Consider the following 23,561-nt stretch of genomic DNA (forward strand, 5'->3'; position numbering starts at 1 on the left):
GGAGCCGCCCACAGGCCGGAGTTATCCACAGGCTGGGGAACCTCGCCAGCGGATTGTCGGCCGGTGGAGGCACTATGGGGCCATGACTGAGAGCAACGGGGCCCCTCAGGGGGCGGGCGGCGGATCCATGCCGGACTGGGAGAAGCGCTTCCGTGCGCCGCGGGTGTCCCTGCCCGACTGGGCGGAGGACGCGCCGGACCGCTCCCTGTTCGTGTCGAACGCGACGGGGACGTACGAGCTGTACGCGTGGGACCGGGCGACGGGCGAGCAGCGCAGAGCGACGGACCGGCCGAACGGGACGACGGACGGCGTCCTGTCCCCCGACGGCGAGTGGATCTGGTGGTTCAGCGACAAGGACGGCGACGAGTTCGGGGTGTGGCTGCGCCAGCCCTTCGGCGGGGGCGACGACGTCCCCGCGGTGGACGGGCTCGAAGCCTCGTACCCGGCGGGCCTGGCCATCGGGAGGGACGGCTCGACGGCGGTCGTGGGCCGCTCCACGGACGAGGACGGCACGACGATCCATGTCGTCCGCGACGGCGGCGCGCCCCAGGAGATCTACCGGCACCGCGAATCGGCCGGCGTCGGTGACCTCTCGCACGACGGCACCCTCATCGCCATCGAGCACACGGAGCACGGGGACGCCATGCACTCGGCGCTGCGTGTGGTGCGGCCCGACGGGACGACGGTCGCCGAGCTCGACGACACCGAGGGCGGCACGCGGGAGCTGGGCCTGGAGGTCCTCGGCTTCGCTCCGGTCGACGGGGACACCCGGCTCCTCGTCGGGCATCAGCGGCGCGGACGCTGGGAACCGATGGTGTGGGACGTGGCGTCGGGCGAGGAGACCGACCTCGCCCTCGACCTGCCCGGTGACGTCTCCGCCGAGTGGTATCCGGACGGCTCCGCCCTTCTGGTCGCGCACAGCTTCGAGGCCCGCAGCGACCTGTGGCGGTACGAGGTCGGCTCGGGCGCGCTGACCCGCGTCGAGACGCCGCCGGGCTCGGTGTCGGGCGCGACGGCGCGGCCCGACGGCAGCGTGGAGTACCTGTGGTCCTCGGCGGCCGAGCCGTCGGTCGTCCGGTCCACGTCGGGCGGCGTGGTCCTCGATCCGCCGGGGCTCAAGGCGCCGGCGTCGGTGCCGGTGGAGGACGTGTGGGTCGAGGGGCCCGGCGGCCGCATCCACGCCCTCGTACAGAAGCCGGCGGGGACGACGGGGCCGCTGCCCACGGTGTTCGAGGTGCACGGGGGGCCGACCTGGCACGACAGCGACTCGTTCGCGGCCGGACCCGCGGCCTGGGTGGACCACGGGTACGCGGTGGTCCGGGTCAACTACCGGGGCTCGACCGGATACGGGCGCGAGTGGACGGACGCGCTCAAGCACCGCGTCGGCCTCATCGAGCTGGAGGACGTCTCGGCGGTCCGCGAGTGGGCCGTGTCGTCCGGGCTCGCCGACCCGGACCGGCTCGTCCTCGCGGGCGGCTCGTGGGGCGGATACCTCACGCTCCTCGGCGTCGGCACCCAGCCGGACGTCTGGGCGGTGGGCCTCGCGGCCGTGCCCGTCGCGGACTACGTCACGGCGTACCACGACGAGATGGAGGCCCTCAAGGCGCTGGACCGCACGCTGTTCGGCGGCACCCCGGAAGAGGTCCCCGACCGCTTCACCGCCTCGTCCCCGCTGACGTACGTGGACGAGGTGAAGGCCCCGGTCTACATCTCGGCGGGGGTCAACGACCCGCGGTGCCCGATCCGCCAGATCGACAACTATGTGGACCGGCTCGCGGCACGCGGCGCGACGCACGAGGTGTACCGGTACGACGCGGGGCACGGCTCGCTCGTCGTGGAGGAGCGGATCAAGCAGGTGCGGCTGGAGCTGGACTTCGCGGCGCGGCATCTGACCTGACGGCGACGCTCCCGCGCGGGGGGCGGGCACGGCGCCGCTCTCGCGCGGGGCGGGCGGGCAGGGGACGCGAGGCCACGGGTCCCGGGGTGGGTGGTCCTGAGGGCCGGGCCCACCCCGCGGCCCGGGTCCCCGCGCGGGAGCCGTACCGTGGGGAGGGTGTACCGGTTCCTCCTGACCCCCCGGTGGTGGGGGATCAACGTGTTCGTCGCGCTCGCCATCCCCTTCTGCGTCTTCATGGGCTCCTGGCAGCTCGGCCGCTTCGAGGACCGGGTGCAGGGCCACAAGGACGCCTCGGCACAGTCGACGGCGAACGAGAAGGCCGCGCCCCGGCCGCTCGACTCCCTGCTGCCCGTGGACCAGAAGACGTCCGGCAAGCGGGCCTCCGCGACCGGGCACTACGGCAAGCAGCTCCTGGTCCCCGACCGTGAACTCGACGGCAGGACCGGCTTCTACGTGGTGACGCTGCTGCGCACGGAGGAGGGCGCCGGCCGGGCGCTGCCCGTCGTACGCGGCTGGGTGCCCGGTGCGGCGGGCGCCGCGAAGGCTCCCGCCGCGCCCCGGGGCGAAGTCACCGTCACGGGAGCGCTCCAGGCCTCCGAGAGCCCCGGCTCGGGCGGGGCGCCCGCCGCGGGGGGCCTGCCGGCCGGGCAGCTCGGCGCGATCAGCGCGGCGTCCCTGGTGAACCTCGTCCCGTACGACGTCTACGACGCGTGGGTCACGCTCGACAAGGCGGACTCGGGGATGACGGCGGTACCGGCGACGGCGCCGCAGGGCAGTGGCCTCGACCTGAAGGCGTTCCAGAACCTGGGCTACACCGGCGAGTGGTTCGTCTTCGCGGGCTTCGTGGTCTTCATGTGGTTCCGCCTGCTGCGCCGCGAGGCGGAGTTCGCGCGGGACGCCGCCCTGGGGCTCACGGAATCGGATGACGCTCCGGACGCGGCAGACTCCCCGGAGCCCGCGAGCCCCGAAGCGGCCCGAGGCTAGTCCGGCACCTCCGGCGCGAGGCGAGTGCGAGTGCGGGGCGCCCCCGGCGAGGCCGGGTTCCGCCCCGCCGCTCCCCCTGAGACGGCTCCCCTAAGACGCCGGCAGAATCCCCGTGCGGTACACCGTTCCCGAGCACGCGTTGGGGATGGTCGCGCTGGAGGAGGGCGCGCCCCCGTCCGCTGTGTGGGAGACCGACACGCTGCCGTCGGCCGTGGGGCCCTCGGCCACCATCTGCGTGGACAGGCCGCTCTGGTCCGGGTTCGAGCCCGTCGCGTCGCCCGTGGTGCCGCCGGACGGGGTCGGGCTGGGCGACGGGTCGCCACCGCCTCCCGTGGTCGGACACTCCGCGGACGGGATCCATGCGAAGCGGACCTCGTACGACATGCCCGGTTCGAGGATCAGCTGGCTGGGCTCCGTCGACGGGTCGGGCAGCCCGGTCGCGGCGTCGCCCGCCGTGTGGTCGACGACGTTGACCTTGGCCGGGTCGGCCGCGCCCTGGGCGAGGACGGAGACGGCGCCGGGCGCGTCCACCGAGCAGTTCGCCTGGGAGACGTTCGTGACGCGGAAGGAGCCGTAGACCCTGCCGGCCGCGTCGGCCGCGCCGACGTTAGCCGGGGCGCTGCCGAGGTCGGCCGCCCCGCAGACCGGGGAGCTCGCGGCCGCCGTGCTCTCGGGATCAGGGCCGCCGGTGGCACCACCGCCAGCGCCCTTGCCCTTGTCGCCGGGCTTGTCCTTCTTGCCGTCCTTGTCCTTGGACTTGGACGTGCCCGAAGGGCTCCCCGTGCCGCTCTCGCCGCCGTCGGGCCCCTTCCCGGAACCCGTACCGCCGCGCGTCGCCTCGCTGTTGCCGGCGATGGACGGCCGGTCGTTCGACCCGCTCTGGCCCGTCACATGGACGAGCGCGGGGATCGCCGTGCCGATGAACAGGGCCGCGGCCGCCATACCGACGACGGCCTGCCGCTTACGGGCCCGCCGGGCGGGCACCGCGCGGCGCAGATGTTCGAGCGTCCCGTTCGTCGGCTCGATCTCCTCCACGGCCTCGTGCAACAGGCGCCGCAGCGCCAGCTCGTCGGCGCCGAGGGAGTCAAGCGGGTCGACGGAGTCCGCGCCGCCCGCGGAGTCCGGGCGGCCGAAGGGATCCTCGGGGCCGCCGAAGAGGCCGTCGTCCTGGCCGGGGCCGTGATTCACAGTTCCATCCCCGGATCCCACACGCCTGTTCTGCCCATCCCGATCATTGCCGTGCTTGTCGCTGCTCATGCGGGGGCCTCCATGGCGACGCGGAGCGCCGCTATGCCCCGGGATCCGTACGCCTTCACGGAGCCGAGGGAGATACCCAGGGCCTCCGCCACCTGCGCCTCGGTCATGTCCGCGAAGTAGCGCATGACGAGGACCTCGCGCTGGCGGCGCTGCAGCCCGCGCAGCGCCTTCTTCAGCGCGTCGCGCTCAAGGAGGTCGTACGCGCCCTCCTCCGCGCTCGCCATGTCGGGCATCGGCTTCGTCAGAAGCTTCAGGCCGAGGATGCGGCGGCGCAGGGCGGAGCGCGAGAGGTTCACGACCGTCTGCCGCAGATACGCGAGCGTCTTCTCGGGGTCGCGCACTCTCTTGCGCGCGGAGTGGACCCTGATGAACGCCTCCTGCACGACGTCCTCGCACGAGGCCGTGTCGTCCAGGAGCAGGGCCGCGAGACCGAGAAGCGACCGGTAGTGGGCGCGGTAGGTCTCGGTGAGATGGTCGACCGTGGTGCCTGCTGCCATCGTCTCCTCAGCGCCTTCGCGCTGAGTGGGTATGCGGGCAGGCCGCGCTGCTGGCATGGGGGCGATCACCGGCATGCCGCCGGACGAACCGGACATCCGGGGACGCCGGGGCGGGCGAAGGACCGCGCCCCTCGCCTGAACCGCTGTGAAATCGAGTACCTCTGCCACGCCTGTTGGACACGCTTCCCCCCGTCAGGGTTGTACGCGACAGGCGTCCTGTTTGCGGCAGGCATCATCCATGACGCTGCGTCAAGTGCCCTCATGCGTACCCGCTCTTCCCCTATGCCCCAGATTCCTCTGGCGCCCCTAGGCCCGGCGCCCCGAAAGGCGATCGCAAAGACGCTCCCCGTCCCGTGCGCGGTTGCACGGAACGGGGAGGGATCTTCGACGAAATCTTCGGCTGCGCGGACCGCCGCGTTCAAGTGGTTAAGACCACCGATCGCCCACAGGTCCTTCACAGATCTTATAAAGCGCGCCGGAAAAAGGAACACCAAGTCCGGCTTCCGGACGGTGAAGAGGCCGAACTCACGCGGCGGGCGGGAACTCCTGGGCCACCAGCTCGGCGATCTGCGCGGTGTTCAGGGCCGCGCCCTTGCGCAGATTGTCCCCGCACACGAAGAATTCGAGCCCGGCCGGGTCGTCGAGGGAGCGCCGGACGCGGCCCACCCAGGTCGGGTCGGTACCCACCACATCGGCGGGCGTGGGGAACTCACCGGCGGCCGGGTTGTCGAAGAGCACGACACCGGGCGCGGTCGCGAGGATCTCGCGTGCCTTGTCGACCGTGACCTCGCTCTGGAAGCGGGCGTGGACGGTCAGGGAGTGCGTGGTGACGACGGGGACGCGTACGCACGTCACCGCGACCTTGAGGTCCGGCAGGCCGAGGATCTTGCGGGACTCGTCCCGCACCCTCATCTCCTCGGAGGACCAGCCGTCCTCGCGCAGCGACCCGGCCCACGGCACGACGTTGAGCGCCACGGGCTCGGGGAAGGGGCCGGTGTTGTCGCCGACCGCACGGCGTACGTCGCCGGGGTGGGTCCCGAGCTCCGTACCGGCCACGAGCGACATCTGCTGGCGCAGGGTGTCGATGCCGGCGCGGCCGGCCCCGCTGACGGCCTGGTAGCTGGAGACGACCAGCTCGCGCAGCCCGAACTCGGCGTGCAGCGCGCCGACGGCGACGATCATCGACAGGGTCGTGCAGTTGGGGTTGGCGACGATGCCGCGCGGCCGCACGCGCGCGGCGTGCGGATTGACCTCGGGCACGACGAGCGGCACGTCCGGGTCCATGCGGAAGGCGGCCGAGTTGTCCACGACGACCGCCCCCTTGGAGGCGGCGACGGGCGCCCACTGCGCGGAGATCTCGTCGGGTACGTCGAACATCGCGACGTCGACCCCGTCGAAGGCCTCTTCGCACAGGGCCATGACCTCGACCTCCTCCCCGCGCACGGCCAGCTTGCGGCCGGCCGAGCGCGAGGAGGCGATCAGGCGGATCTCGCCCCAGATGTCCGCGTGCTGCGAAAGGATCTGGAGCATGACCGTGCCGACGGCCCCGGTCGCTCCCACGACCGCGAGTGTCGGCCTGTCGGTCTGAGCCATCAGCGGCCGGTGCCTCCGTAGACCACGGCCTCGTCGGAGTCCGAGTCGAGGCCGAAGGCGGTGTGCACGGCGCGCACGGCCTCGGTCACATCGTCAGCGCGCGTGACGACCGAGATGCGGATCTCGGAGGTCGAGATGAGCTCGATGTTGACGCCCGCGTCGCTGAGCGCTTCGAAGAACCCGGCCGTGACACCCGGGTTCGTCTTCATACCGGCGCCCACGAGGGAGATCTTGGCGATCTGGTCGTCGTAGCGCAGGGACTCGAAGCCGACCGCGCTCTTCGTCTTCTCCAGGGCGTCGATGGCCTTGCGGCCCTCGGTCTTCGGGAGAGTGAACGAGATGTCCGTCAGGCCGGTCGCGGCCGCGGACACGTTCTGCACGATCATGTCGATGTTGACCTGGGAGTCCGCGATGGCCCGGAAGATGTTCGCGGCCTCCCCGGGCTTGTCCGGGACACCGACGACGGTGATCTTCGCCTCGGAGGTGTCGTGAGCGACACCGGAGATGATGGCCTGCTCCACCTTCTGGTCCCCTTGATCAAAGTGCGGTTCGTTGCTGACCCAGGTGCCCTGCAGTCCGGAGAAGGACGAGCGGACGTGGATCGGGATGTTGTAGCGGCGCGCGTACTCCACACAGCGGTGGAGGAGCACCTTGGACCCGGAGCTGGCGAGCTCCAGCATGTCCTCGAAGGAGATCCAGTCGATCTTCCGCGCCTTCTTCACGACGCGCGGGTCGGCGGTGAACACGCCGTCGACGTCCGTGTAGATCTCGCACACCTCGGCGTCGAGGGCCGCGGCGAGCGCGACGGCGGTCGTGTCGGACCCGCCACGGCCGAGCGTGGTGATGTCCTTCTTGTCCTGGCTGACGCCCTGGAACCCGGCGACGATGGCGATGTTGCCCTCGTCGAGCGCCGTCCTGATCCGTCCCGGGGTCACATCGATGATCCGGGCTTTGTTGTGGACCGAGTCGGTGATGACGCCGGCCTGACTGCCCGTGAACGACTGGGCCTCGTGGCCCAGGTTTTTGATCGCCATGGCCAGCAGAGCCATGGAGATCCGCTCTCCGGCGGTCAGCAGCATGTCGAATTCGCGCCCGGCAGGGATCGGGGATACCTGCCCGGCGAGATCGATCAACTCATCCGTCGTGTCGCCCATCGCGGACACCACGACAACCACCTGGTTGCCGTTCTTCTTGGCGTCGACGATTCGCTTGGCGACCCGCTTGATGCCTTCGGCATCGGCTACGGAGGAGCCTCCGTACTTCTGCACGACAAGGCCCACGTGCGCTCCTCGCTCAGTTTGTCTCGGTCGGCTCAGTCTAACGAGCGGCCGAAATCAGCCCCGGGAATACCACATCCTGAGATGTCCCGCTCAGGAAGTGATCACCGGGCACTGGGACCCGGTGGGGCTTCACGCTCCGGCCGCTCGGACAGGCGCATGCCCGCACCCCGGCCCGGCAACCGGAAAAGTGGGGTGGGTCACTTCACCGGCCGGGTCATCCCCGCCGGCGAGTACCCACAGGCGGGGGTGATTTCACCGGCACGTATCCACAGGTGAGGGGTCATTTCACCGTACGGAGCCCCAGCGGGCCCGCGATCTCCTCCGCCATGACCTGGCCCGCCGCCTCGGCGAGGGCTTCCTCGGCGAGGTCCTCGTCGGTGTCGAGGCCGTCCAGGTCGTCCAGCGGCTGGTTCAGGCGGACGTGCGCGACCAGGGACTGCAGCGCGCGCAGGGCGCCGGAGGCCGTGGAGCCCCAGTTCGAGAAGTAGGAGAACTGCCACCACCACAGGGCCTCGGTGGTGCGGCCCGCGCGGTAGTGGGCCATGCCGTGGCGCAGATCGGCCATGACGTCGGCCAGGTCGTCCGAGATCCGGCAGGCCACCGGCGCCTTGCGCGGCTCGTACGGGTCGAAGACCTCGGAGTAGACGTCGATCGGCGCCAGGAGCGCGGCGAGCTTCTGGCGCAGGTCGTCGACGTCCGGCTCGGGGCCGAGATCGGGCTCGTAGCGCTCGTCGGGGACGATGTCCTCGTGCGCGCCGAGCCGGCCGCCCGCGAGGAGGAGCTGGGAGACCTCGAGAAGCAGGAAGGGGACGGCCGAGTCCGGCTCGTCGCCCTTCGCGACCTCGGCGACCGCGACGAGGAAGGACTCGATCTGGTCCGAGATCTGGACCGCGAAGTCGTCCGGATGGTCCTTGACGGCGTTCAGTGTGGCGTCAGACATCTAGGAGTCGTCTCCCCTCGAAGGCGCGGCCGAGCGTGACCTCGTCCGCGTATTCCAGGTCGCCCCCGACCGGGAGCCCGCTGGCCAGGCGGGTGACCTTGAGGCCCATCGGCTTGATCATGCGGGCGAGGTACGTCGCCGTGGCCTCGCCCTCCAGGTTCGGGTCCGTGGCCAGGATCAGCTCGGTGACCGTGCCGTCGGCGAGACGGGCGAGGAGTTCCCTTATCCGCAGGTCGTCCGGGCCGACGCCCTCGATGGGGCTGATCGCCCCGCCGAGCACGTGGTACTTGCCCCGGAACTCGCGGGTCCGCTCGATGGCGACGACGTCCTTGGGCTCCTCGACGACGCAGATGACCGTGAGGTCGCGGCGCGGGTCGCGGCAGATGTTGCACAGCTCCTCCTGCGCCACATTGCCGCAGGTCGCGCAGAAGCGGACCTTCGCCTTGACCTCCATCAGGGCCTGCGCGAGACGCCGTACGTCCGTCGGCTCCGCCTGCAGGATGTGGAAGGCGATCCGCTGCGCGCTCTTGGGACCGACGCCCGGCAGCCTGCCGAGCTCGTCGATGAGGTCCTGGACCACGCCTTCGTACACGGAGTGCCTTCCGACTTCTGCTTGGTGTTGCTGTGCCGCTGAGCATGCCAGCCGCTGAGTAGTACGTACGTTAGTTGCGCCGCGACTTCCTTAGAAGGGAAGCCCCGGGATGCCTCCGCCGCCCAGGCCCTGGGCCAGCGGGCCGAGCTTTTGCTGCTGGAGCGTCTGCGCGTTCTCGTTCGCCGCCTGGACCGCCGCGACCACCAGGTCGGCGAGCGTTTCGGTGTCCTCCGGGTCGACGGCCTTCGGGTCGATGACGAGGCCGCGCAGCTCGCCGGAACCGGTCACCGTCGCCTTGACCAGACCGCCGCCGGCCTGGCCCTCGACCTCGGTCAGCGCCAGCTCTTCCTGGGCCTTGGCGAGGTCCTGCTGCATCTTCTGGGCCTGCTGCAGCAGCTGCTGCATATTGGGCTGGCCACCACCGGGAATCACGATCAGCTCCTGTTGCGTCCTGTTTCGACCTGCGTTCCAGGGCGGGGTCTCCACCCTGGAACGAGCCTACGTGGTCGGGGTGTCGCCCGCTCCGGCACCTTTCGCTGCACTCTTTCGAGTGAGACGGGCTCGCCGCCTATACCTGATCAAGACCCACTTCCGGGCGGAAATACCGCGAAAACGGGTCCTTGGCCACCCATTGGGCGGTAGGAAGATGCTCTGCACATGAGCCCCATCCGTGACCAGGACCAGTCGTAGGGAGTGCCGGGTGAGCCAGCCGGAGATGCAGCCCGAGGGGCCGCCGCAGGAGGAGCGGGGCGCGCGGGGCGAGCGCAGTGACGGCACGGGTGACGCGGTGCGGCCGGGCGACCTGACCGGACGGACGTTCCCCGTCGGTGACTGGGGCGAGCCCGCCGAGCGGCTCGACGAGCTCTACCGGTGGGTGGAGCGCGGGGCGCTCGACACGGCGAACTGGTACCTCGCCGACCGGGTGTGGAAGCGCCGGGGGGCGCGGGCGCTGCGGGGCGGTGCGGTCGCCGGTGCGGTGTCGGGGGCGGTGCTGCCGCTGCTCGATCTGACCGGGGCTCTCGGCGGGGTCGCGCCCTGGGGGTATCTGGCGCTGCTGCTCGCGGTGGCGTGCGTGGCCTGCGACCGGTACTTCGGGCTCACGTCGGGCTGGATAAGGGACGTGGCCACGGCCCAGGCGGTGCAGCGGCGGCTCCAGGCGCTCCAGTTCGACTGGGCGTCGGAGAGCGTGCGGGAGGTGCTCGGCCCGACGGAGGGCACGGCCAGCGAGGCCGCCGAGCGGTGCCTGTCGGTGCTGCGGCGCTTCACGGACGACGTGACGGAGCTGGTGCGGGCGGAGACGGCGGACTGGATGGTGGAGTTTCGCTCGGGTCCGGCGCCGCTCGTGATGCAGTCCTCCGTCGCCCCGGGCACCCGCCCCGCGGAACCTCCGCCGGGCCGCTTCCCGCTCCCCCCGGGCGCCCGCCCGAACATGCCCCGCCAGCGCCCGCCCGAGCCGCGCTGACCGCCCCGCCCCGCGTCACGCCTGGGGCGGCGCGAGCGCGCGGACGAAGCACACCCGGTCCTCCCCGGGCCCGTCGTAGTCGCTGTGCACGGGTACGCCGTCGATCTCGCGGTCACCCGTGACCAGCGTGAAGCCCATGGCCCGGTGGAAGGCGATGGACCCTTTGTTGCCCGGCGAGGTGATCGCGCGGACCTCCCGGCGCCCGGCGCCGGCTGCCTGCCGGAAGAAGCTCTCGTAGAGGCCTCGGGCCACGCCCCGCCCGCGCAGCTCCGGGTCGACCCCCACGAAGTGGATGTACGCCTCGGCGTCATGGTCGGCGGAGTGGAAGCCGACGAGGAACGCCCTGATGCCCGCCCCGTCCTCGACGACCAGGCTGGTGCCGGCGAAGAACTGCAGGAACACCTTCGGCAGCAGCCGGGACAGCTCGCGGGCCCGGGCGGGGCTCCGCGAGTCGCCCCACCAGTTCTGCACATGGCGGACGAGCGCGGGGTGGTCGCGGACGTGGGCGGGGCGCATCTCGGGCACGGGGCTCCAGGTCAGCTAAAGATGATCATGGAGCCTTGGGCCAGGCTCCGGGTCGCGGCCGCGTGCAGGCCGAGCCAGACGTGACGTTCGCGGGCGAAGGGGCTGTCGTCCACGGGGGCCGGGGCCGCCGGTTCCTCCAGGGACGTGGGGCCCTTGGGCGGGACCGGGGGCGCCGGTGGGTTGGCCGGGTCTATGCCGATCGACCGGGCCACGTACTCCAGCTCCCGAAGCAGCGCGTGGGAGGAACAGAGGGGGCCGCCGCCGGCGAGGAGTTCGTCGTTGGACAGCGGGCTCGGGAAGTCCACGGGGACGTACGCGCCCGCGTGGTCGTAGTGCCAGACCAGATGCGACTGCTGGGCCGTCGTCTCGAACATCTCCAGGAGCTGCTCGTAGTCGCCGCCCAGTTCGTCGACCGGGGTGACGGCGAGGCCGCACATCTGGAGGAGGTACGCGCGGCGCAGGAAGTGCAGCGCGTCGTAGTCGAAGCCGGCGACGGGGGCCACGTCACCGGAGAGTCCGGGCATGTACGAGTAGACCGGCACCGGTGGCAGTCCTGCCTCGTGCAACGCCTTGTCGTAGAGCGCGAGTTCCTCGGCGAAGGGGTTGTCGGGGCTGTGGCACAGCACATCGACGAGCGGGACCAGCCACAGGTCACAGGCCAAGGCGACTCCTCCGGTATGAAAGGCCGTAATGAACAGCGGAAAGGCAGCGTAATGCGCGGGGAGCCGGTTCAGCTCCCCCTCTGCACATTGCTCAGATCCCAGATCCATACGCCTGCGGTCCACGTTCCGGCCCTGCCGACCAGCTGGTCGACCGTCGCCCGCAGCACCCCGTCGTTCTGCTGCGGCGCGAGCACGAGGACCCCTGCGTGCCAGTACGCGAAGTCGCGGCGGGCCTGGGCGCGCCACGCGTCGGTGATCTCGGGGGCGCGGCCCGTGTACCGGATGTCGCGCAGCAGGTTGGAGGTCCAGCGGGGCGAGGCGCCGTAGATGCCTACGTGGTCGGGTCCGTAGGGGCCGTTGAAGTAGCCGCCGGGGAGACGGAAGCCGAGGCCCGCCTCGGTCTGCCAGTGCAGGGCCTCCGCGTTGCCCGGGTCGGGCAGCGGCACCGGCACGAGGCTCTCGCCGGGGCCGACGTACCGCTTCCAGGTGCCGTCGGCGACGAACGCCGGGACGTCGGCCCGGTCGACCGCCCTGAGCGGCGCCGGGACGATCGGCACGAGCGCCGCGGCGACCGCCGCGAGCCCGAGGAGCCGGTACGGCACCCGCACCGCGGCAAGCCGGTCGAGCGCGAGGGCGAGCAGCATCCCGAGCGCGGGCGCGCACACCATCGCGACCCGCGACTCGATGACCGACTCGAACAGGGGCCGGTGGGCGAGCAGCGCCCAGGGGCCCGGCAGCACGACGCCGGTCAGCGGGACGCGGAACTTCGGGCCGAGCGAGAGCAGCGCCGCCGCGACCGCGGTGAACGCGAGCGCCTTCACGGCGGCGCCGCGCCACAGCCGTACGACGATCGCGAAGGCGAGCGCGACGAGCGGCCAGCCGTAGAAGGCGTTCTGCTCGGTCGGGTTGAGGGCGAGCGTGGCGGCGCGCTCGCGGGAGCCGGCGAGGGAGCGCTCGGCGAAGGAGAGGAGGGCGAGAGGGCTGTTGCCCGCGTTGTCGCCGTGCAGCACGCTCTTGTAGCTCTGCGGGCCGAGGAACTGCCAGTACAGGGGGAAGGCGACGAGCGGCAGGGCGACCGCGGCGGCGATCCCGAGCCCGCGCAGGAGCGGGCGCCAGGCCGCTTTCGCCACGTCCCTGCGCACGACGGCGTAGGCGAGCGCGAACAGCGCCATGCCCATGACGGCGAGCAGCAGCGGCTCCTCGCCGAGGAAGATCTGGTACGCCGCGAAGAGACCGAGCACCACGCCGTCGCGCACCACGCGCTTGCCCTCGCACAGCTGCAGCGCCCGCTCGATGATCAGCGGGATCATGAAGAGCACGACGAAGTTCGGGTGCGCGTGCGCGTGGCTGACCATCGGGGGCGCGAACGCGGCGAGGAGCGCGCCGGTCGCGGCGGCCCACGGGGTCCGCACGAGCCGTTTCAGGATCAGCCGGTACCAGGCGAACGCGGTGGCGGCGAGGCCGCCCGTCATCGCCACGTTCAGGGCGACGGCGGGGCCGAAGAGCCAGGTCACGGGGGCGAGCGGGACGGACAGGCCCAGCATCGCGGTGTTGGCCATCAGGTTCACGCCGTCCGGGAAGCCCTGGAGCGTCGTGAACAAGGGGTTGTGGAGGTGGCGGACGCTGTCCGCCGTCACCGCGAAGAACCACTCCCACTGGTTCTGGTCCTGGAGGGAGTCGGGGAGGTAGCGGTGGGCGGGCGCCGCCCAGCGGCCCGAGTACAGGGCGACGGACAGGACGAGGAAGAGCGCCGCCACGAGGAGGTGGGCCTTCGGCACCGCCTGCGCCCTGAGCGTCACCAGCTCGGCGAGGACCCGTACGTAGTCGAAGGGGCGCACTTTCGAGCCCGCCTGGTGCGACCACCGCACGGGCACCTCGGCGACCGGCCAGCCGGAGCGGCGGAAGTACATCAGGATCTCTACGTCGATGCCCCAGCCGTCCAGGCGTGCGGCGCCGAACGCGGCGCGGGCCCGGTCGCCGTCGAAGAGCTTGAAGCCGCACTGGGTGTCCCTGATGCCGGGGACACTCGTCGCGCGTATCAGGAAGTTGCCGGTGCGGCCCAGGAGTTCGCGCAGCCGGTGCTGGTGGCGGGCGATCGTCGCGCCGGGCCTTGCCCGGGAGCCGATCGCCGCCGCGTGCCCCTCGCCGAGCGCCTTGTCGAGGGCTTCCAGCTCCTCGATGGGCGCGGCGAGGTCGGCGTCGGTGACCAGGACGCGGCGGCCCCGGGAGGCGAGGACGCCCTGGCGCAGGGCGTGGCCCTTGCCGCGGTTGCGGGGGCTGCGGACGAGCCGGATGCGGGGGGTGCGGCCGGGGCCCTCCGGGGCGGCGGCCGCCGCCCGCTCCGCGATCTCGCGGGTGCGGTCGGTGGAGCCGTCGTCGACGACGACGATCTCCCAGTCACCCCACCGGTTCCCGCCGTCCCCGCCGTCCCCGCCGTCCAGGTACGCGGTGACCGCGTCCAGGGTGGGGCCGAGCCGGCGCTCCTCGTTGTACGCGGGGACGACGACGGTGAGGTCCACGACGCCCGCGCGCGCGACGACAGGACGGTCCGTCCGCTCCGTGCTCACCGCGCGGCCAGCCTCTCGACGAGGGCGAGGGAGTCCGCATTGTACGCGGTGACGATGTCCTGCGCGGCGCGCGCGTCCCGGCTTGCGAGCGCGTCGACGAGGCCGCAGTGCCCGGACCAGAGGTGGCCCCTGAGGTCGTCCACGCGGCGCAGGTACGGGACCGCGCACATCCACGACTGGACGCGCAGCCGGTGGAAGAAGTCGGAGAGGTACGGGTTCCCGAACAGGGCGCTGAGCTCGCGCCAGAACCGCAGGTCGTAGCCGATCAGCACGTTCAGGTCGCCGGCCGTGGCCGCGCGGGCGGCCTCCTCGCCGCGGCGGCGGACCCCGGCGAGGGCGGCGGGGGTCGCGTGGTGTGCGTCGGCGTTCGCGACGAGGCCGCGGAAGATGCCGTCGGTGACGAGGCTGCGGGCCTCGATCATGCCGCGGTAGTCGGCGAGGGAGTACTCGTGGACCGCGAAGCCCCGGTGCTGGGCGGAGTCCAGGAGCCCCTGCCCGGACAGGTCGACCAGGGCCTCGCGGACCGGGGTCGCGGAGACGCCGTACTGCTCGGCGATCTCCTTGACCGTGAACTCCTGGCCCGGTTCGAGCCGCCCCGCGAGGATCTCGTCGCGCAGGGCGTCGGCGATCTGCTGGCGCAGCGTGCTGCGCTGGACGGCAGCTCCGCCGTCGGTTCCGGGCACGTGGTGTCCCTCCCCCGTAGTGCGTCGTCAGCTGATGAGGCTGTTCCTGGTCAGCTGGTCAGCCTACGCACTACGGGGAGTGACACGGAGTACCTCTTGCCCTACGAGGTGTAGCCGTCCGCCACGGTCAGCGCCTCGTCGAGAGCGGCGAGGCCCTCCTTCGCCTCGGCCTCCGTGACGTTGCACGGCGGGACCACGTGGGTGCGGTTCATGTTGATGAAGGGCCACAGGCCGTTCTTCTTGGCGGCGGCGCCGAAGGCGGCCATCGGCGCGTTCGCCGCGCCCGCCGCGTTGTACGGGGTCAGCGGCTCGCGGGTGGCCTTGTCCTTCACCAGCTCCAGGGCCCAGAACATGCCGAGGCCGCGGACCTCGCCCACCGACGGGTGGCGATCCGCGAGGTCGCGCAGCGCCGGGCCGATCAGCGTCTCGCCGAGGTGGGCGGCGTTCTCGACGACGCGCTCCTCCTCCATGACGTTGATGGTGGCGACGGCGGCGGCGCAGGCCAGCGGGTGCCCGGAGTAGGTGAGGCCGCCCGGGTAGGGGCGCTTGCCGAACGTGTCGGCTATGGCGCCGGAGATGGCGACGCCGCCGAGCGGGACGTAGCCCGAGTTCACGCCCTTGGCGAAGGTCATCAGGTCGGGCACGACGTCGTAGTGGTCGGCGGCGAACCACTTGCCGGTGCGCCCGAAGCCCGCCATCACCTCGTCGAGGACGAAGACGATGCCGTGCCGGTCGCACAGCTCGCGCACGCCCTGGAGGTAGCCGGGCGGCGGCGTCATGATGCCGGCGGTGCCGGGCACGGTCTCCAGGATGATCGCGGCGATCGTGGCCGGGCCCTCGAAGACGATGGTGTCCTCGAGGTGCTGGAGCGCGCGCTCGCACTCCTGCTGCTCGTTCTCCGAGTAGAACGGGGAGCGGTAGAGGAACGGCGCCCAGAAGTGGACGACGCCCGCCGCGCCCTGGTCGCTCGGCCAGCGGCGCGGGTCGCCGGTCAGGTTGATCGCGGTGGAGGTGGCGCCGTGGTACGAGCGGTAGGCGGAGAGCACCTTGGGGCGGCCCGTGTGCAGCCGGGCCATGCGGGTGGCGTTCTCCACCGCCTCGGCGCCGCCGTTGGTGAAGAAGATCTTGTCCAGGTCGCCGGGGGTCCGCTCGGCGATGAGGCGTGCGGCCTCGGAGCGGGCCTCGACGGCGAACGCGGGCGCGAAGGTCGTGAGGGAGGCGGCCTGCTCCTGGATCGCGGCGACGACCTTCGGGTGCTGGTACCCGATGTTCGTGAAGACGAGGCCGGAGGTGAAGTCGAGGTAGCGGTTGCCGTCGTAGTCCCAGAAGTACGAGCCTTCGGCGCCGGCGACGGCGAGCGGGTCGATGAGCTCCTGCGCGGACCAGGAGTGGAACACGTGCGCACGGTCCGCGGCCTTGACGGCGGCGCCGACCTGGGGATTCGGCTGAGGGGTCATGGGCCCGAGGGTAAATGTCCGCATGGTGGAAGGACCATCGGCGTCCTGTCTGTGGGACGGCCGCTAACGCGACACACTGTCGCCCTCGCCCGGAGGCACCGCTGCGGGGAACAGCGTCCGCACCGCTTCCTGCCACGGTCCGGCCGCCAGTTCGGGCCGCAGCACGGCGAGCCCGCCGCAGTACTTTCCGAACGCCACGGGCGCCACCGCGAACCGCGCGAGGAGCCGGTCCGCGTCCGTCGGCCGCCCCGGCGCGCCCGTCCTGGTCTCCACGAGCACGGACCCGCCGTCCGCCCGTACCGCGCGCCCCTCGCCCGCCTCGCGCACCACGAGCCCGGCGTCGCAGGTGAGCCGCCGCCCGTCGGCGACGAACGTCGCGCGCCGGTACTCGGTGACGACGCGGGCGGCCAGCTCCTGCGGCGCCTCGATGCCGTACGTACCGCGCAGGACGCCGGTGACGAAGGCGCGTCCAGCGTCGCCGAGGGGGTCGTCGCCCTCTCCCAGGCGGGTCCGGTGCTTGACCGTCGAGCCGTCCGCGCCGCGCACCTTGAGCTCCAGCTGCCGCTTCCCGCTGTCCTGGTAGAGCCGCTCCCTGATGCCGAAACGGGGCGCGCGCTCCTGCGCGTGGTCGTGGAACGAACGCAGGGCGGGGGTGTCGTAGTGCGTCGAGCGGTATCCGAACCAGCGGCGGCCGCCCACCGACAGGGCGCGGTAGGGGCCGCCCGGCCTGCGGGGGTCGGTGAGCAGGGCGGCGAAGTCCTGGAAGAGCTCGACGGGGACGAGATAGCTGTGGCCGTGGTGGCGCAGCAGCGGGGCCGCGGCGTCGGTCTCGTCGAGTCCGACGGGACGGGCGGCGAGCGCGGCGCGCGCGAGGGCGCGGACGGCGACTGGCGTCCTGTTCAGCACACGGTCTCCTCGGTCGGGGGAGGTCGTAGACATGAAGGGGTACGTCGTGACGTGGTCGTCGTGGTGCGTTGCGGTGCGTCGTGAAGTACTACGTACCGGATCGCAAGATCGTTCCGATTGACGGAAACAAATTTCCGCGAGAGGGCGGGTCGCCCTCGGAGGTTACGGGGATCACCCGACGGCCCACCCTGTTACGGAACCGTAGACCCCGCCCCGTCCCCAGTGTCACAACCTCCCACTATTCTCGGGATGTTGGTCACATATGGGGGAGGGTGGCGCGACATGGAGAAGCTGGGGGCGGGAGATCCGCAGCGCATCGGTGCGTACCGGCTGCTGGCGCGGCTCGGGGCGGGCGGGATGGGCCAGGTCTATCTGGCGCGCTCGGACCGCGGGCGCACGGTCGCGGTCAAGCTGGTGCGCCAGGAGCTCGCCGAGCAGGAGGAGTTCAGGAACCGGTTCCGGCTCGAGGTGCAGGCCGCGCGGCAGGTCGGCGGGGCGTGGACCGCGCCGGTCCTCGACGCGGACACCGAGGCGGACATCCCCTGGGTGGCCACGGGGTACGTGGCGGGGCCCTCGCTCCAGACGGTCGTCTCGCACGACCACGGCGCGCTGCCCGAGCGTTCCGTACGGATCCTCGCGGCGGGCCTCACGCACGCGCTCAAGGACATCCACACGGCGGGCCTCATCCACCGCGACCTGAAGCCGTCGAACGTCCTGGTGACGATCGACGGGCCCCGCGTCATCGACTTCGGCATCGCCCGCGCCCTGGAGACCGTGACGGACGGCGGCCTCACGAGAACGGGCGCTCTGGTGGGCTCGCCCGGCTTCATGGCCCCCGAGCAGGTGCGCGGCGACCGGATCACCCCGGCCTGCGACGTGTTCTGCCTCGGCTCGGTCCTCGCCTACGCGGCGACGGGCGAGCTGCCGTTCGGCACGGCCAACAGCGGGGTGCACGCCCTGATGTTCCGTATCGCCCAGGAGGAACCCGACCTCGAAGGGCTCCCTGAGGGCCTCCAGGAGCTCGTGGGGAACTGTCTGCGCAAGGACCCCGCGGCCCGTCCGACCCTGGACCAGCTCCTGGAGCGGACCGGCGCCGAGGACACGCTCGGCGACGGCGGACGCACGCGTGACCCGTGGCTGCCGGGGGCGCTCGTGGCCCAACTGGGGCGGCACGCCGTGCAGTTGCTGGACAACGAGGACCCTGACGGCCCGGCCGGGGAGACCTCCGGGAAGCCGCCCGGCCTCAACAAGGAGAAGCCGGCGGCGGCCGGAACCGGAGACGGCGACGGCGGCGGCGGCGGTGGCGGTGGCGGTGAGGCCACCCCAGCCACCCCTCCCCCGCCCGGCTCGCCCGGCGCCGCCCCCGTCAATCACCTGCCGACGATGGTCTCCCCCTCCGGCCCGCCCGCCCCCGCGCTCCCGCCGGCGGCGCCGCCCGCCTCCGCCGCGTACGGGTATCCGCACCCCCACCCCCAGGCACCCGTCTACGGCTACCCGCAGCAGGGCGGCTGGGGCGGGACGCCGCCCTACGGCCCCGGCTCCACACCCCCGTACGGCCCGGCTGTCGTCCCCATCGGCGCTCCTCAGCCGGAGCCGCGCCGCAGCGGGCGCTCCACGGCGGCGCTGATCGTGGTGGCGCTCGTCGTGGCGCTCGGCGCGGGCGGATCGGTGTACGCGCTGATGAAGGACGACGGCAAGACGGCCTCCCAGAGCGACGACCCCAAGCAGCCGACGTCCAGCGCGCCCACGAGCCAGGGACCGACGACGGACGGGCCCAGCTCGCAGGCCCCCGGGACCTCGCAGCCGCCCAGCTCCTCCGAACCGCCCGCCGGCGGGGACGTGCCCACCGAGTTCCTCGGCACCTGGACCGCCTCGATCGACAACGGCACGGGCCACAACACCCGCCGTCTGAGCATCCAGCAGGGCAGCCCCGGGGACACGGTCCTGTCGATGACGGCGGACGGCCCGCTCCAGGGCGGCGGCACGTACCACTGCGTGTTCCAGGGCGCGCTGGTGTCGGCGTCCGGCGGGACGCTGCGCATCGGCGCCACGGACGTCGTCTCGGGCCCCTCCGGTTCGTGCAGTCCGGGCAAGCCGAGCTCGGTCGAGGTGCTCCCGTCGGGCGAGCTGCGCCGCACGATGAACAACGGCGACGAACTGACGTACAGCAAGGAGTGACGGGCGCGCTCCGGCCCTGAAATCGGCCTGCGGACAGGCGAGTTGAGCGCTCCGGCGAGGTCCGGGGTGAACGCGTGGCGAACAGCGGTCGACACCTCGTCCGCCGTCCGCCGCGCCGCCGCACCAGCCCCTACGGTGACTCCACCATCAGGTTCCGGGGGGAGTACACCGTGGGCTGGCTCAAGGACGCACAGAACCTCGTCGCCATCGCCACGACGGTGCTGTCCATCGCCGCGTCACTGGCCCTGTGGTACGTCGAGCGGCGCAAGCAGCACAGCAAGCGGATCGGCCATCGCATCCAGATGGACATCCCGCTCAGCCGCGCCATCTCGGAGGACCTGCCGGGCCCGGACGGCCTGATCCGGCGCCGCGACATCACCGAGGACACCACCCTGGTCCTCCTGCGGATCGAGAACGACGGCGCGGCCACGATCACCGACGGCGACTACATCTCGGATCCCAAGGGCCTGACCGTGACGTTCGCCGGGCGCCGCATCACCGACGCGTATCCGGTGCAGCCCGCCCTCACCTCGAACACCGCCCGGCAGATACGGCTCGACTCCCGGCCCGTCTACACGCCCGGCGAGAACAGCCTCCTCCTGCCGCCCGTCGCCCTCAACAGCGGCGACTACTACAAGCTCCTCGTGATGCTCCGCGGCGGCGGCGCGGGCACCCAGGTGGACATCGAGGGCCGCCTCAACGACGGCACCGTCCACCCCAACCAGGGCGCCCACCCCGACGACAAGCCGCCCCTGTTCAGCGCGCTCGGCCGCTGGACCGTCGGAATCCTCGGCACCGGCATGGCGATCCTGCTGGTTCTCGCCACACTGCCGGACCCGGTCCCCCAGCCCCGCGGCTGCGCCTCGGGTTCGCTCACCCTCACCGGGTCCTCCGCGTTCCGGCCCGCGATGGAGGCGCTGCGCGACGCGTACACGCGCGACTGCGACGACGCGAAGATCACCGTGGCGACCAGCTCGAGCGGCACCGGTGTCCGCCAGCTCCTGGAGTCCGACCCCTCGGACTCGGCGGGCGAGCACTCCGGTGTCATGGCCTTCTCCGACGGCCCGACCTCCGAGAGCGACCCCGAGGGCAAGCTGCACGACGAGAAGGTCGCCGCGATGGCGTTCGCCCTGGTCGTCAACGACGCCGTGGTCGTCAACGGCAAGCCGCTCACCGGCCTGACCGTCTCCCAGGTCCGCCGGCTCTATCTCGGCGACATCACCAACTGGAAGGACGTGGGCGGGCCCGACCTGCCCGTGCGCACCGTCCGCAGGACCGGCAGCTCCGGCACGCGCGGCGCCTTCGAGGCCCGCGTCCTCGGCCGCCCCGACTCCTTCTCGACGTCGTCGCGCGACTGCCGCACCAAGGACCTGCTGCCCACCTCGAAGGTGCTGCGCTGCGAGGAGCACAACACGCCCGACCTCCTCGAACGGGTCGCGCGGGTCGACGGGACGATCGGCTACGCGGCCCCGCCCGAGGGCACCCCGCGCAAGGGCTCCCACACCCTGAAGCTGAACGGCCTCGACCCCTCCGGCGAGAACATCACGAAGGGCTACCCCTTCCACGCCGTGGAGTACGCGTACACGATCGGCAACCCCGAGGACGGCTCCCTGGCCGACAGCTTCCTCGACTTCCTCACCCAGGGCGCCGCCAACCGCGTCATCGCCCGCGCCGGGCACCTGTCCTGCACCTCCCCCGACGGCTACGCGGCCTGCCGCGGCTGAGCCGCCGGTCTCCCCACACGCGCAGGCGCCCCTGCCCGGCTCGACCGAGCGGGGCAGGGGCGCCTGTTGTTCCGGGGCGCGGGGCCTACAGGAACGAGTTGACCTCGATGGTCTCGGTGCGGCCGGGGCCGACACCGATCGCGGAGATCGGGGCGCCCGACATCTCCTCCAGGGCCTTCACGTACGCCTGCGCGTTCTTCGGCAGGTCGGCGAAGGTCTTGGCCTTGGTGATGTCCTCGGACCAGCCCGGCAGGTACTCGTACACCGGCTTCGCGTGGTGGAAGTCGGACTGCGAGTACGGGAGCTCCTCGACGCGCTTGCCGTCGATCTCGTAGGCGACGCAGACCGGGATCTGCTCCCAGCCCGTGAGCACGTCCAGCTTGGTGAGGAAGAAGTCCGTCAGGCCGTTCACACGGGTCGCGTAGCGGGCGATGACCGCGTCGAACCAGCCGCAGCGGCGGTCACGGCCGGTGGTGACACCGCGCTCGCCGCCGATGCGGCGCAGCGCCTCGCCGTCCTCGTCGAACAGCTCGGTCGGGAACGGGCCCGCGCCGACACGGGTCGTGTACGCCTTGAGGATGCCGATGACACGGCTGATCTTCGTCGGGCCGACGCCGGCACCCGTGCAGGCGCCGCCCGCGGTCGGGTTCGACGACGTCACGAAGGGATACGTGCCGTGGTCGATGTCGAGCAGCGTGCCCTGGCCGCCCTCGAACAGGACGACCTTGTCGTCGTCGAGCGCCTTGTTCAGGATCAGGGTGGTGTCGGCGACGTAGCCCTTGATCTGCTCCGCGTAGCCGAGCAGCTCCTCGACGACCTGCTCCGCCTCGATGGCGCGCCGGTTGAAGACCTTGGTGAGGAGCTGGTTCTTGCCCTCGAGCGCCGCTTCGACCTTCTGGGTGAGGATCGACTCGTCGTAGAGGTCCTGGACGCGGATGCCGACGCGGTTGATCTTGTCCGCGTAGGTCGGGCCGATGCCGCGGCCGGTGGTGCCGATCTTGCGCTTGCCGAGGAAGCGTTCCGTCACCTTGTCGACGGTCACGTTGTACGGCGTGATGATGTGCGCGTTGCCGCTGAGCAGCAGCTTCGACGTGTCGACGCCGCGCTCGTTCAGTCCACTCAGCTCGGAGAGCAGGACCGACGGATCGACGACGACACCGTTTCCGATGACCGGCGTGCACTCCGGCGAGAGGATCCCGGAAGGGAGGAGGTGGAGCGCATACTTCTGGTCGCCTACGACGACCGTGTGACCGGCGTTGTTGCCGCCCTGGTAGCGCACCACATAGTCCACGGATCCACCGAGCAGGTCGGTGGCCTTTCCCTTGCCTTCGTCACCCCACTGAGCACCGAGCAGCACAAGTGCGGGCACAGGCGTACACCCCTTCCGGGCGGGGCAAGACCAAGGTCAGGGGCCGTAGCCGCCTGTATGGGTGTGCCTTGGTGTGCCCCGGAATAGACGAAGCCCCTGGCGCAATAGCGCAAGGGGCTCTTGCACCAAGATGCTACCCGAGGAAGCGAGGCAGGACCGAGGTGGCGGCTTTTGACCAGCTACTGGTGGTCGTCGATCCGGTCGCCCGGCGTGCGGACGGCGAGTCGGTACGCATCGCGAAGGACGTGCTCGGCGCCGGCGCGACGGTGAAGGTGTGTCTGCCGGACGGGCCGGAGGAATTCGCGAAGGCGCTGGTCAGAAGGGGTTCCCGGCGGCCGGTGGTGATCGGGGACGACCGGGCGCTGCTGCGCGCGGTGGCTCTGCTGCACCGTGAGCGCGAGCTGGCGGGTTCCGTTCTCTCCCTCGTCCCGGTCGGGGCGAGCGTCTCGCTGGCGCGCTCCCTCGGTGTGCCGACCGGGGCGGTGGCGGCGGCGCGGGCGGCCCTGGAGGGCGTCGAGCGGCGGCTCGATCTGCTCGTCGACGACTCCGACGGGGTGGTTCTCGGGAATCTGCGGATCCCGCCGGTGGCGCACCCGGCGGCGCTGGGCTCCGACCCCGCGCACCACTGGCTGCGCACCTGCCAGTCCCTCGTCCGCACGCTCGCGGCGCGCCCGCCGCGTGCGACGGCGCCCGCCCCGGGGCCGCAGCGCCTGCGGGTCGAGGTGGACGGGGTGACGCTGGTCGATCTGGACCGGCCGGTCGAGGGCGTCAGCGTGGCCCCCGACGCGGCGGGCCGGGCGAGCGTCGAGGTCCGGCCGTCCTCGGTGGGCGCGGAGGCAGTGCCTTTGCGGGCCCTCGCGCACACGGTGACGGTGTCGGGCCCGGACTTCCGCTACCGCGCGGACCAGGTGGTGGCCGGCCCCGTACGCACCCGCACGTGGACGGTACGGGCGGGTGCGTGGGGGCTGACCCTGCCCAAGTGACGCGG

Annotated in this window: 20 protein-coding genes; 6 read left to right on the forward strand and 14 right to left on the reverse strand. The window is 72.0% G+C overall.

Translation table 11 applies throughout. From position 1 onward, the window contains the following. Nucleotides 1-82 precede the first annotated feature (82 nt). Both ACWIGU_RS09110 and ACWIGU_RS09115 read left to right on the forward strand, forming a co-directional pair. Nucleotides 83-1,897: a prolyl oligopeptidase family serine peptidase gene (locus ACWIGU_RS09110; protein WP_454398973.1), complete on the forward strand. Its 1,815-nt coding sequence runs from the start codon at nt 83-85 to the stop codon at nt 1,895-1,897. 156 nt (nt 1,898-2,053) lie between these two features. Then, nucleotides 2,054-2,881 carry an SURF1 family protein gene (locus ACWIGU_RS09115; protein ID WP_454398975.1) on the forward strand — a complete coding sequence of 276 codons (828 nt, stop codon included), beginning with the start codon at nt 2,054-2,056 and terminating at the stop codon, nt 2,879-2,881. A 90-nt stretch (nt 2,882-2,971) separates the two neighbouring features. Here ACWIGU_RS09115 and ACWIGU_RS09120 read toward each other — a convergent pair whose 3' ends face one another. From ACWIGU_RS09120 to ACWIGU_RS09150, 7 genes are all read right to left on the reverse strand, one after another. After that, nucleotides 2,972-4,069 carry a hypothetical protein gene (locus ACWIGU_RS09120; protein ID WP_454398977.1) on the reverse strand — a complete coding sequence of 366 codons (1,098 nt, stop codon included), beginning with the start codon at nt 4,067-4,069 and terminating at the stop codon, nt 2,972-2,974. A gap of 65 nt (nt 4,070-4,134) precedes the next feature. Then, nucleotides 4,135-4,803: a SigE family RNA polymerase sigma factor gene (locus tag ACWIGU_RS09125; protein WP_454398979.1), complete on the reverse strand. Its 669-nt coding sequence runs from the start codon at nt 4,801-4,803 to the stop codon at nt 4,135-4,137. Nucleotides 4,804-5,160: 357 nt separating this feature from the next. After that, complete coding sequence (locus ACWIGU_RS09130; protein ID WP_454398981.1) at nt 5,161-6,228, reverse strand: aspartate-semialdehyde dehydrogenase; 1,068 nt, start codon at nt 6,226-6,228, stop codon at nt 5,161-5,163. Continuing rightward, the gene (locus ACWIGU_RS09135) at nt 6,228-7,508 is read right to left on the reverse strand and encodes an aspartate kinase (RefSeq protein WP_454398983.1); all 1,281 of its coding nucleotides are present in this window, start codon (nt 7,506-7,508) and stop codon (nt 6,228-6,230) included. The genes ACWIGU_RS09130 and ACWIGU_RS09135 overlap by 1 nt, the downstream gene beginning before the upstream one ends. 280 nt (nt 7,509-7,788) lie before the next feature. Next, complete coding sequence (locus tag ACWIGU_RS09140) at nt 7,789-8,448, reverse strand: DUF5063 domain-containing protein (RefSeq protein ID WP_454398985.1); 660 nt, start codon at nt 8,446-8,448, stop codon at nt 7,789-7,791. Then, nucleotides 8,441-9,040, reverse strand: a complete 600-nt coding sequence (gene recR, locus ACWIGU_RS09145; RefSeq protein WP_116511760.1) for a recombination mediator RecR — start codon at nt 9,038-9,040, stop codon at nt 8,441-8,443. The genes ACWIGU_RS09140 and recR overlap by 8 nt, the downstream gene beginning before the upstream one ends. A gap of 90 nt (nt 9,041-9,130) precedes the next feature. Then, nucleotides 9,131-9,472: a YbaB/EbfC family nucleoid-associated protein gene (locus ACWIGU_RS09150; protein WP_100596383.1), complete on the reverse strand. Its 342-nt coding sequence runs from the start codon at nt 9,470-9,472 to the stop codon at nt 9,131-9,133. 268 nt (nt 9,473-9,740) lie between these two features. On the opposite strand from ACWIGU_RS09150, the gene ACWIGU_RS09155 reads away from it, so the two are divergent. Further along, complete coding sequence (locus ACWIGU_RS09155; RefSeq protein ID WP_454398988.1) at nt 9,741-10,502, forward strand: SLATT domain-containing protein; 762 nt, start codon at nt 9,741-9,743, stop codon at nt 10,500-10,502. Between the two features lie 15 nt (nt 10,503-10,517). On the opposite strand, the gene ACWIGU_RS09160 is transcribed toward ACWIGU_RS09155, so the two are convergent. The 6 genes from ACWIGU_RS09160 to ACWIGU_RS09185 all read right to left on the reverse strand — a co-directional run bounded on the left by ACWIGU_RS09160 (nt 10,518) and on the right by ACWIGU_RS09185 (nt 17,302). Then, nucleotides 10,518-11,018, reverse strand: a complete 501-nt coding sequence (locus tag ACWIGU_RS09160; protein WP_454399658.1) for an N-acetyltransferase family protein — start codon at nt 11,016-11,018, stop codon at nt 10,518-10,520. 20 nt (nt 11,019-11,038) lie between these two features. Then, entirely contained in the window at nt 11,039-11,689 is a 651-nt protein-coding gene (locus ACWIGU_RS09165) for a hypothetical protein (protein WP_356276522.1), read from the reverse strand. 68 nt (nt 11,690-11,757) lie between these two features. After that, nucleotides 11,758-14,256 (reverse strand): dolichyl-phosphate beta-glucosyltransferase, encoded by a 2,499-nt coding sequence (locus ACWIGU_RS09170; RefSeq protein ID WP_454398990.1) that lies wholly within the window; start codon nt 14,254-14,256, stop codon nt 11,758-11,760. After that, entirely contained in the window at nt 14,253-14,939 is a 687-nt protein-coding gene (locus tag ACWIGU_RS09175) for a GntR family transcriptional regulator (RefSeq protein WP_454398992.1), read from the reverse strand. The genes ACWIGU_RS09170 and ACWIGU_RS09175 overlap by 4 nt, the downstream gene beginning before the upstream one ends. 101 nt (nt 14,940-15,040) lie before the next feature. Further along, nucleotides 15,041-16,396, reverse strand: coding sequence for an aminotransferase class III-fold pyridoxal phosphate-dependent enzyme (locus ACWIGU_RS09180; protein ID WP_454398994.1), 1,356 nt, complete (start codon nt 16,394-16,396; stop codon nt 15,041-15,043). A gap of 63 nt (nt 16,397-16,459) precedes the next feature. Next, entirely contained in the window at nt 16,460-17,302 is an 843-nt protein-coding gene (locus tag ACWIGU_RS09185; RefSeq protein WP_454398996.1) for a VTC domain-containing protein, read from the reverse strand. Nucleotides 17,303-17,584: 282 nt separating this feature from the next. Here ACWIGU_RS09185 and ACWIGU_RS09190 point away from each other — a divergent pair, with 282 nt between their 5' ends. Both ACWIGU_RS09190 and ACWIGU_RS09195 read left to right on the forward strand, forming a co-directional pair. Then, nucleotides 17,585-19,480, forward strand: a complete 1,896-nt coding sequence (locus tag ACWIGU_RS09190; protein WP_454398998.1) for a serine/threonine-protein kinase — start codon at nt 17,585-17,587, stop codon at nt 19,478-19,480. A 74-nt stretch (nt 19,481-19,554) separates the two neighbouring features. Further along, the gene (locus tag ACWIGU_RS09195) at nt 19,555-21,204 is read left to right on the forward strand and encodes a substrate-binding domain-containing protein (protein ID WP_454399000.1); all 1,650 of its coding nucleotides are present in this window, start codon (nt 19,555-19,557) and stop codon (nt 21,202-21,204) included. 85 nt (nt 21,205-21,289) lie between these two features. On the opposite strand, the gene ACWIGU_RS09200 is transcribed toward ACWIGU_RS09195, so the two are convergent. Continuing rightward, on the reverse strand, nt 21,290-22,573 hold the full coding sequence (locus tag ACWIGU_RS09200) for an adenylosuccinate synthase (RefSeq protein WP_356276546.1): 1,284 nt from the start codon (nt 22,571-22,573) through the stop codon (nt 21,290-21,292). Between the two features lie 161 nt (nt 22,574-22,734). Between ACWIGU_RS09200 and ACWIGU_RS09205 the strand changes: the two genes are divergently transcribed. Continuing rightward, nucleotides 22,735-23,556 (forward strand): diacylglycerol kinase, encoded by an 822-nt coding sequence (locus ACWIGU_RS09205; RefSeq protein WP_454399002.1) that lies wholly within the window; start codon nt 22,735-22,737, stop codon nt 23,554-23,556. The last annotated feature ends 5 nt before the right edge of the window (nt 23,557-23,561 follow it).

The sequence above is a fragment of the Streptomyces sp. NPDC055400 genome (assembly GCF_053644375.1).

What these genes read in the sequence shown, in the direction of transcription:
- ACWIGU_RS09130 (WP_454398981.1), bottom strand. Translation starts at nt 6,228, where the DNA reads ATGGCTCAGACCGACAGGCCGACACTCGCGGTCGTGGGAGCGACCGGG.
- ACWIGU_RS09190 (WP_454398998.1), top strand. Translation starts at nt 17,585, where the DNA reads ATGGAGAAGCTGGGGGCGGGAGATCCGCAGCGCATCGGTGCGTACCGG.
- ACWIGU_RS09180 (WP_454398994.1), bottom strand. Translation starts at nt 16,396, where the DNA reads ATGACCCCTCAGCCGAATCCCCAGGTCGGCGCCGCCGTCAAGGCCGCG.
- ACWIGU_RS09140 (WP_454398985.1), bottom strand. Translation starts at nt 8,448, where the DNA reads ATGTCTGACGCCACACTGAACGCCGTCAAGGACCATCCGGACGACTTC.
- ACWIGU_RS09110 (WP_454398973.1), top strand. Translation starts at nt 83, where the DNA reads ATGACTGAGAGCAACGGGGCCCCTCAGGGGGCGGGCGGCGGATCCATG.
- ACWIGU_RS09160 (WP_454399658.1), bottom strand. Translation starts at nt 11,018, where the DNA reads ATGCGCCCCGCCCACGTCCGCGACCACCCCGCGCTCGTCCGCCATGTG.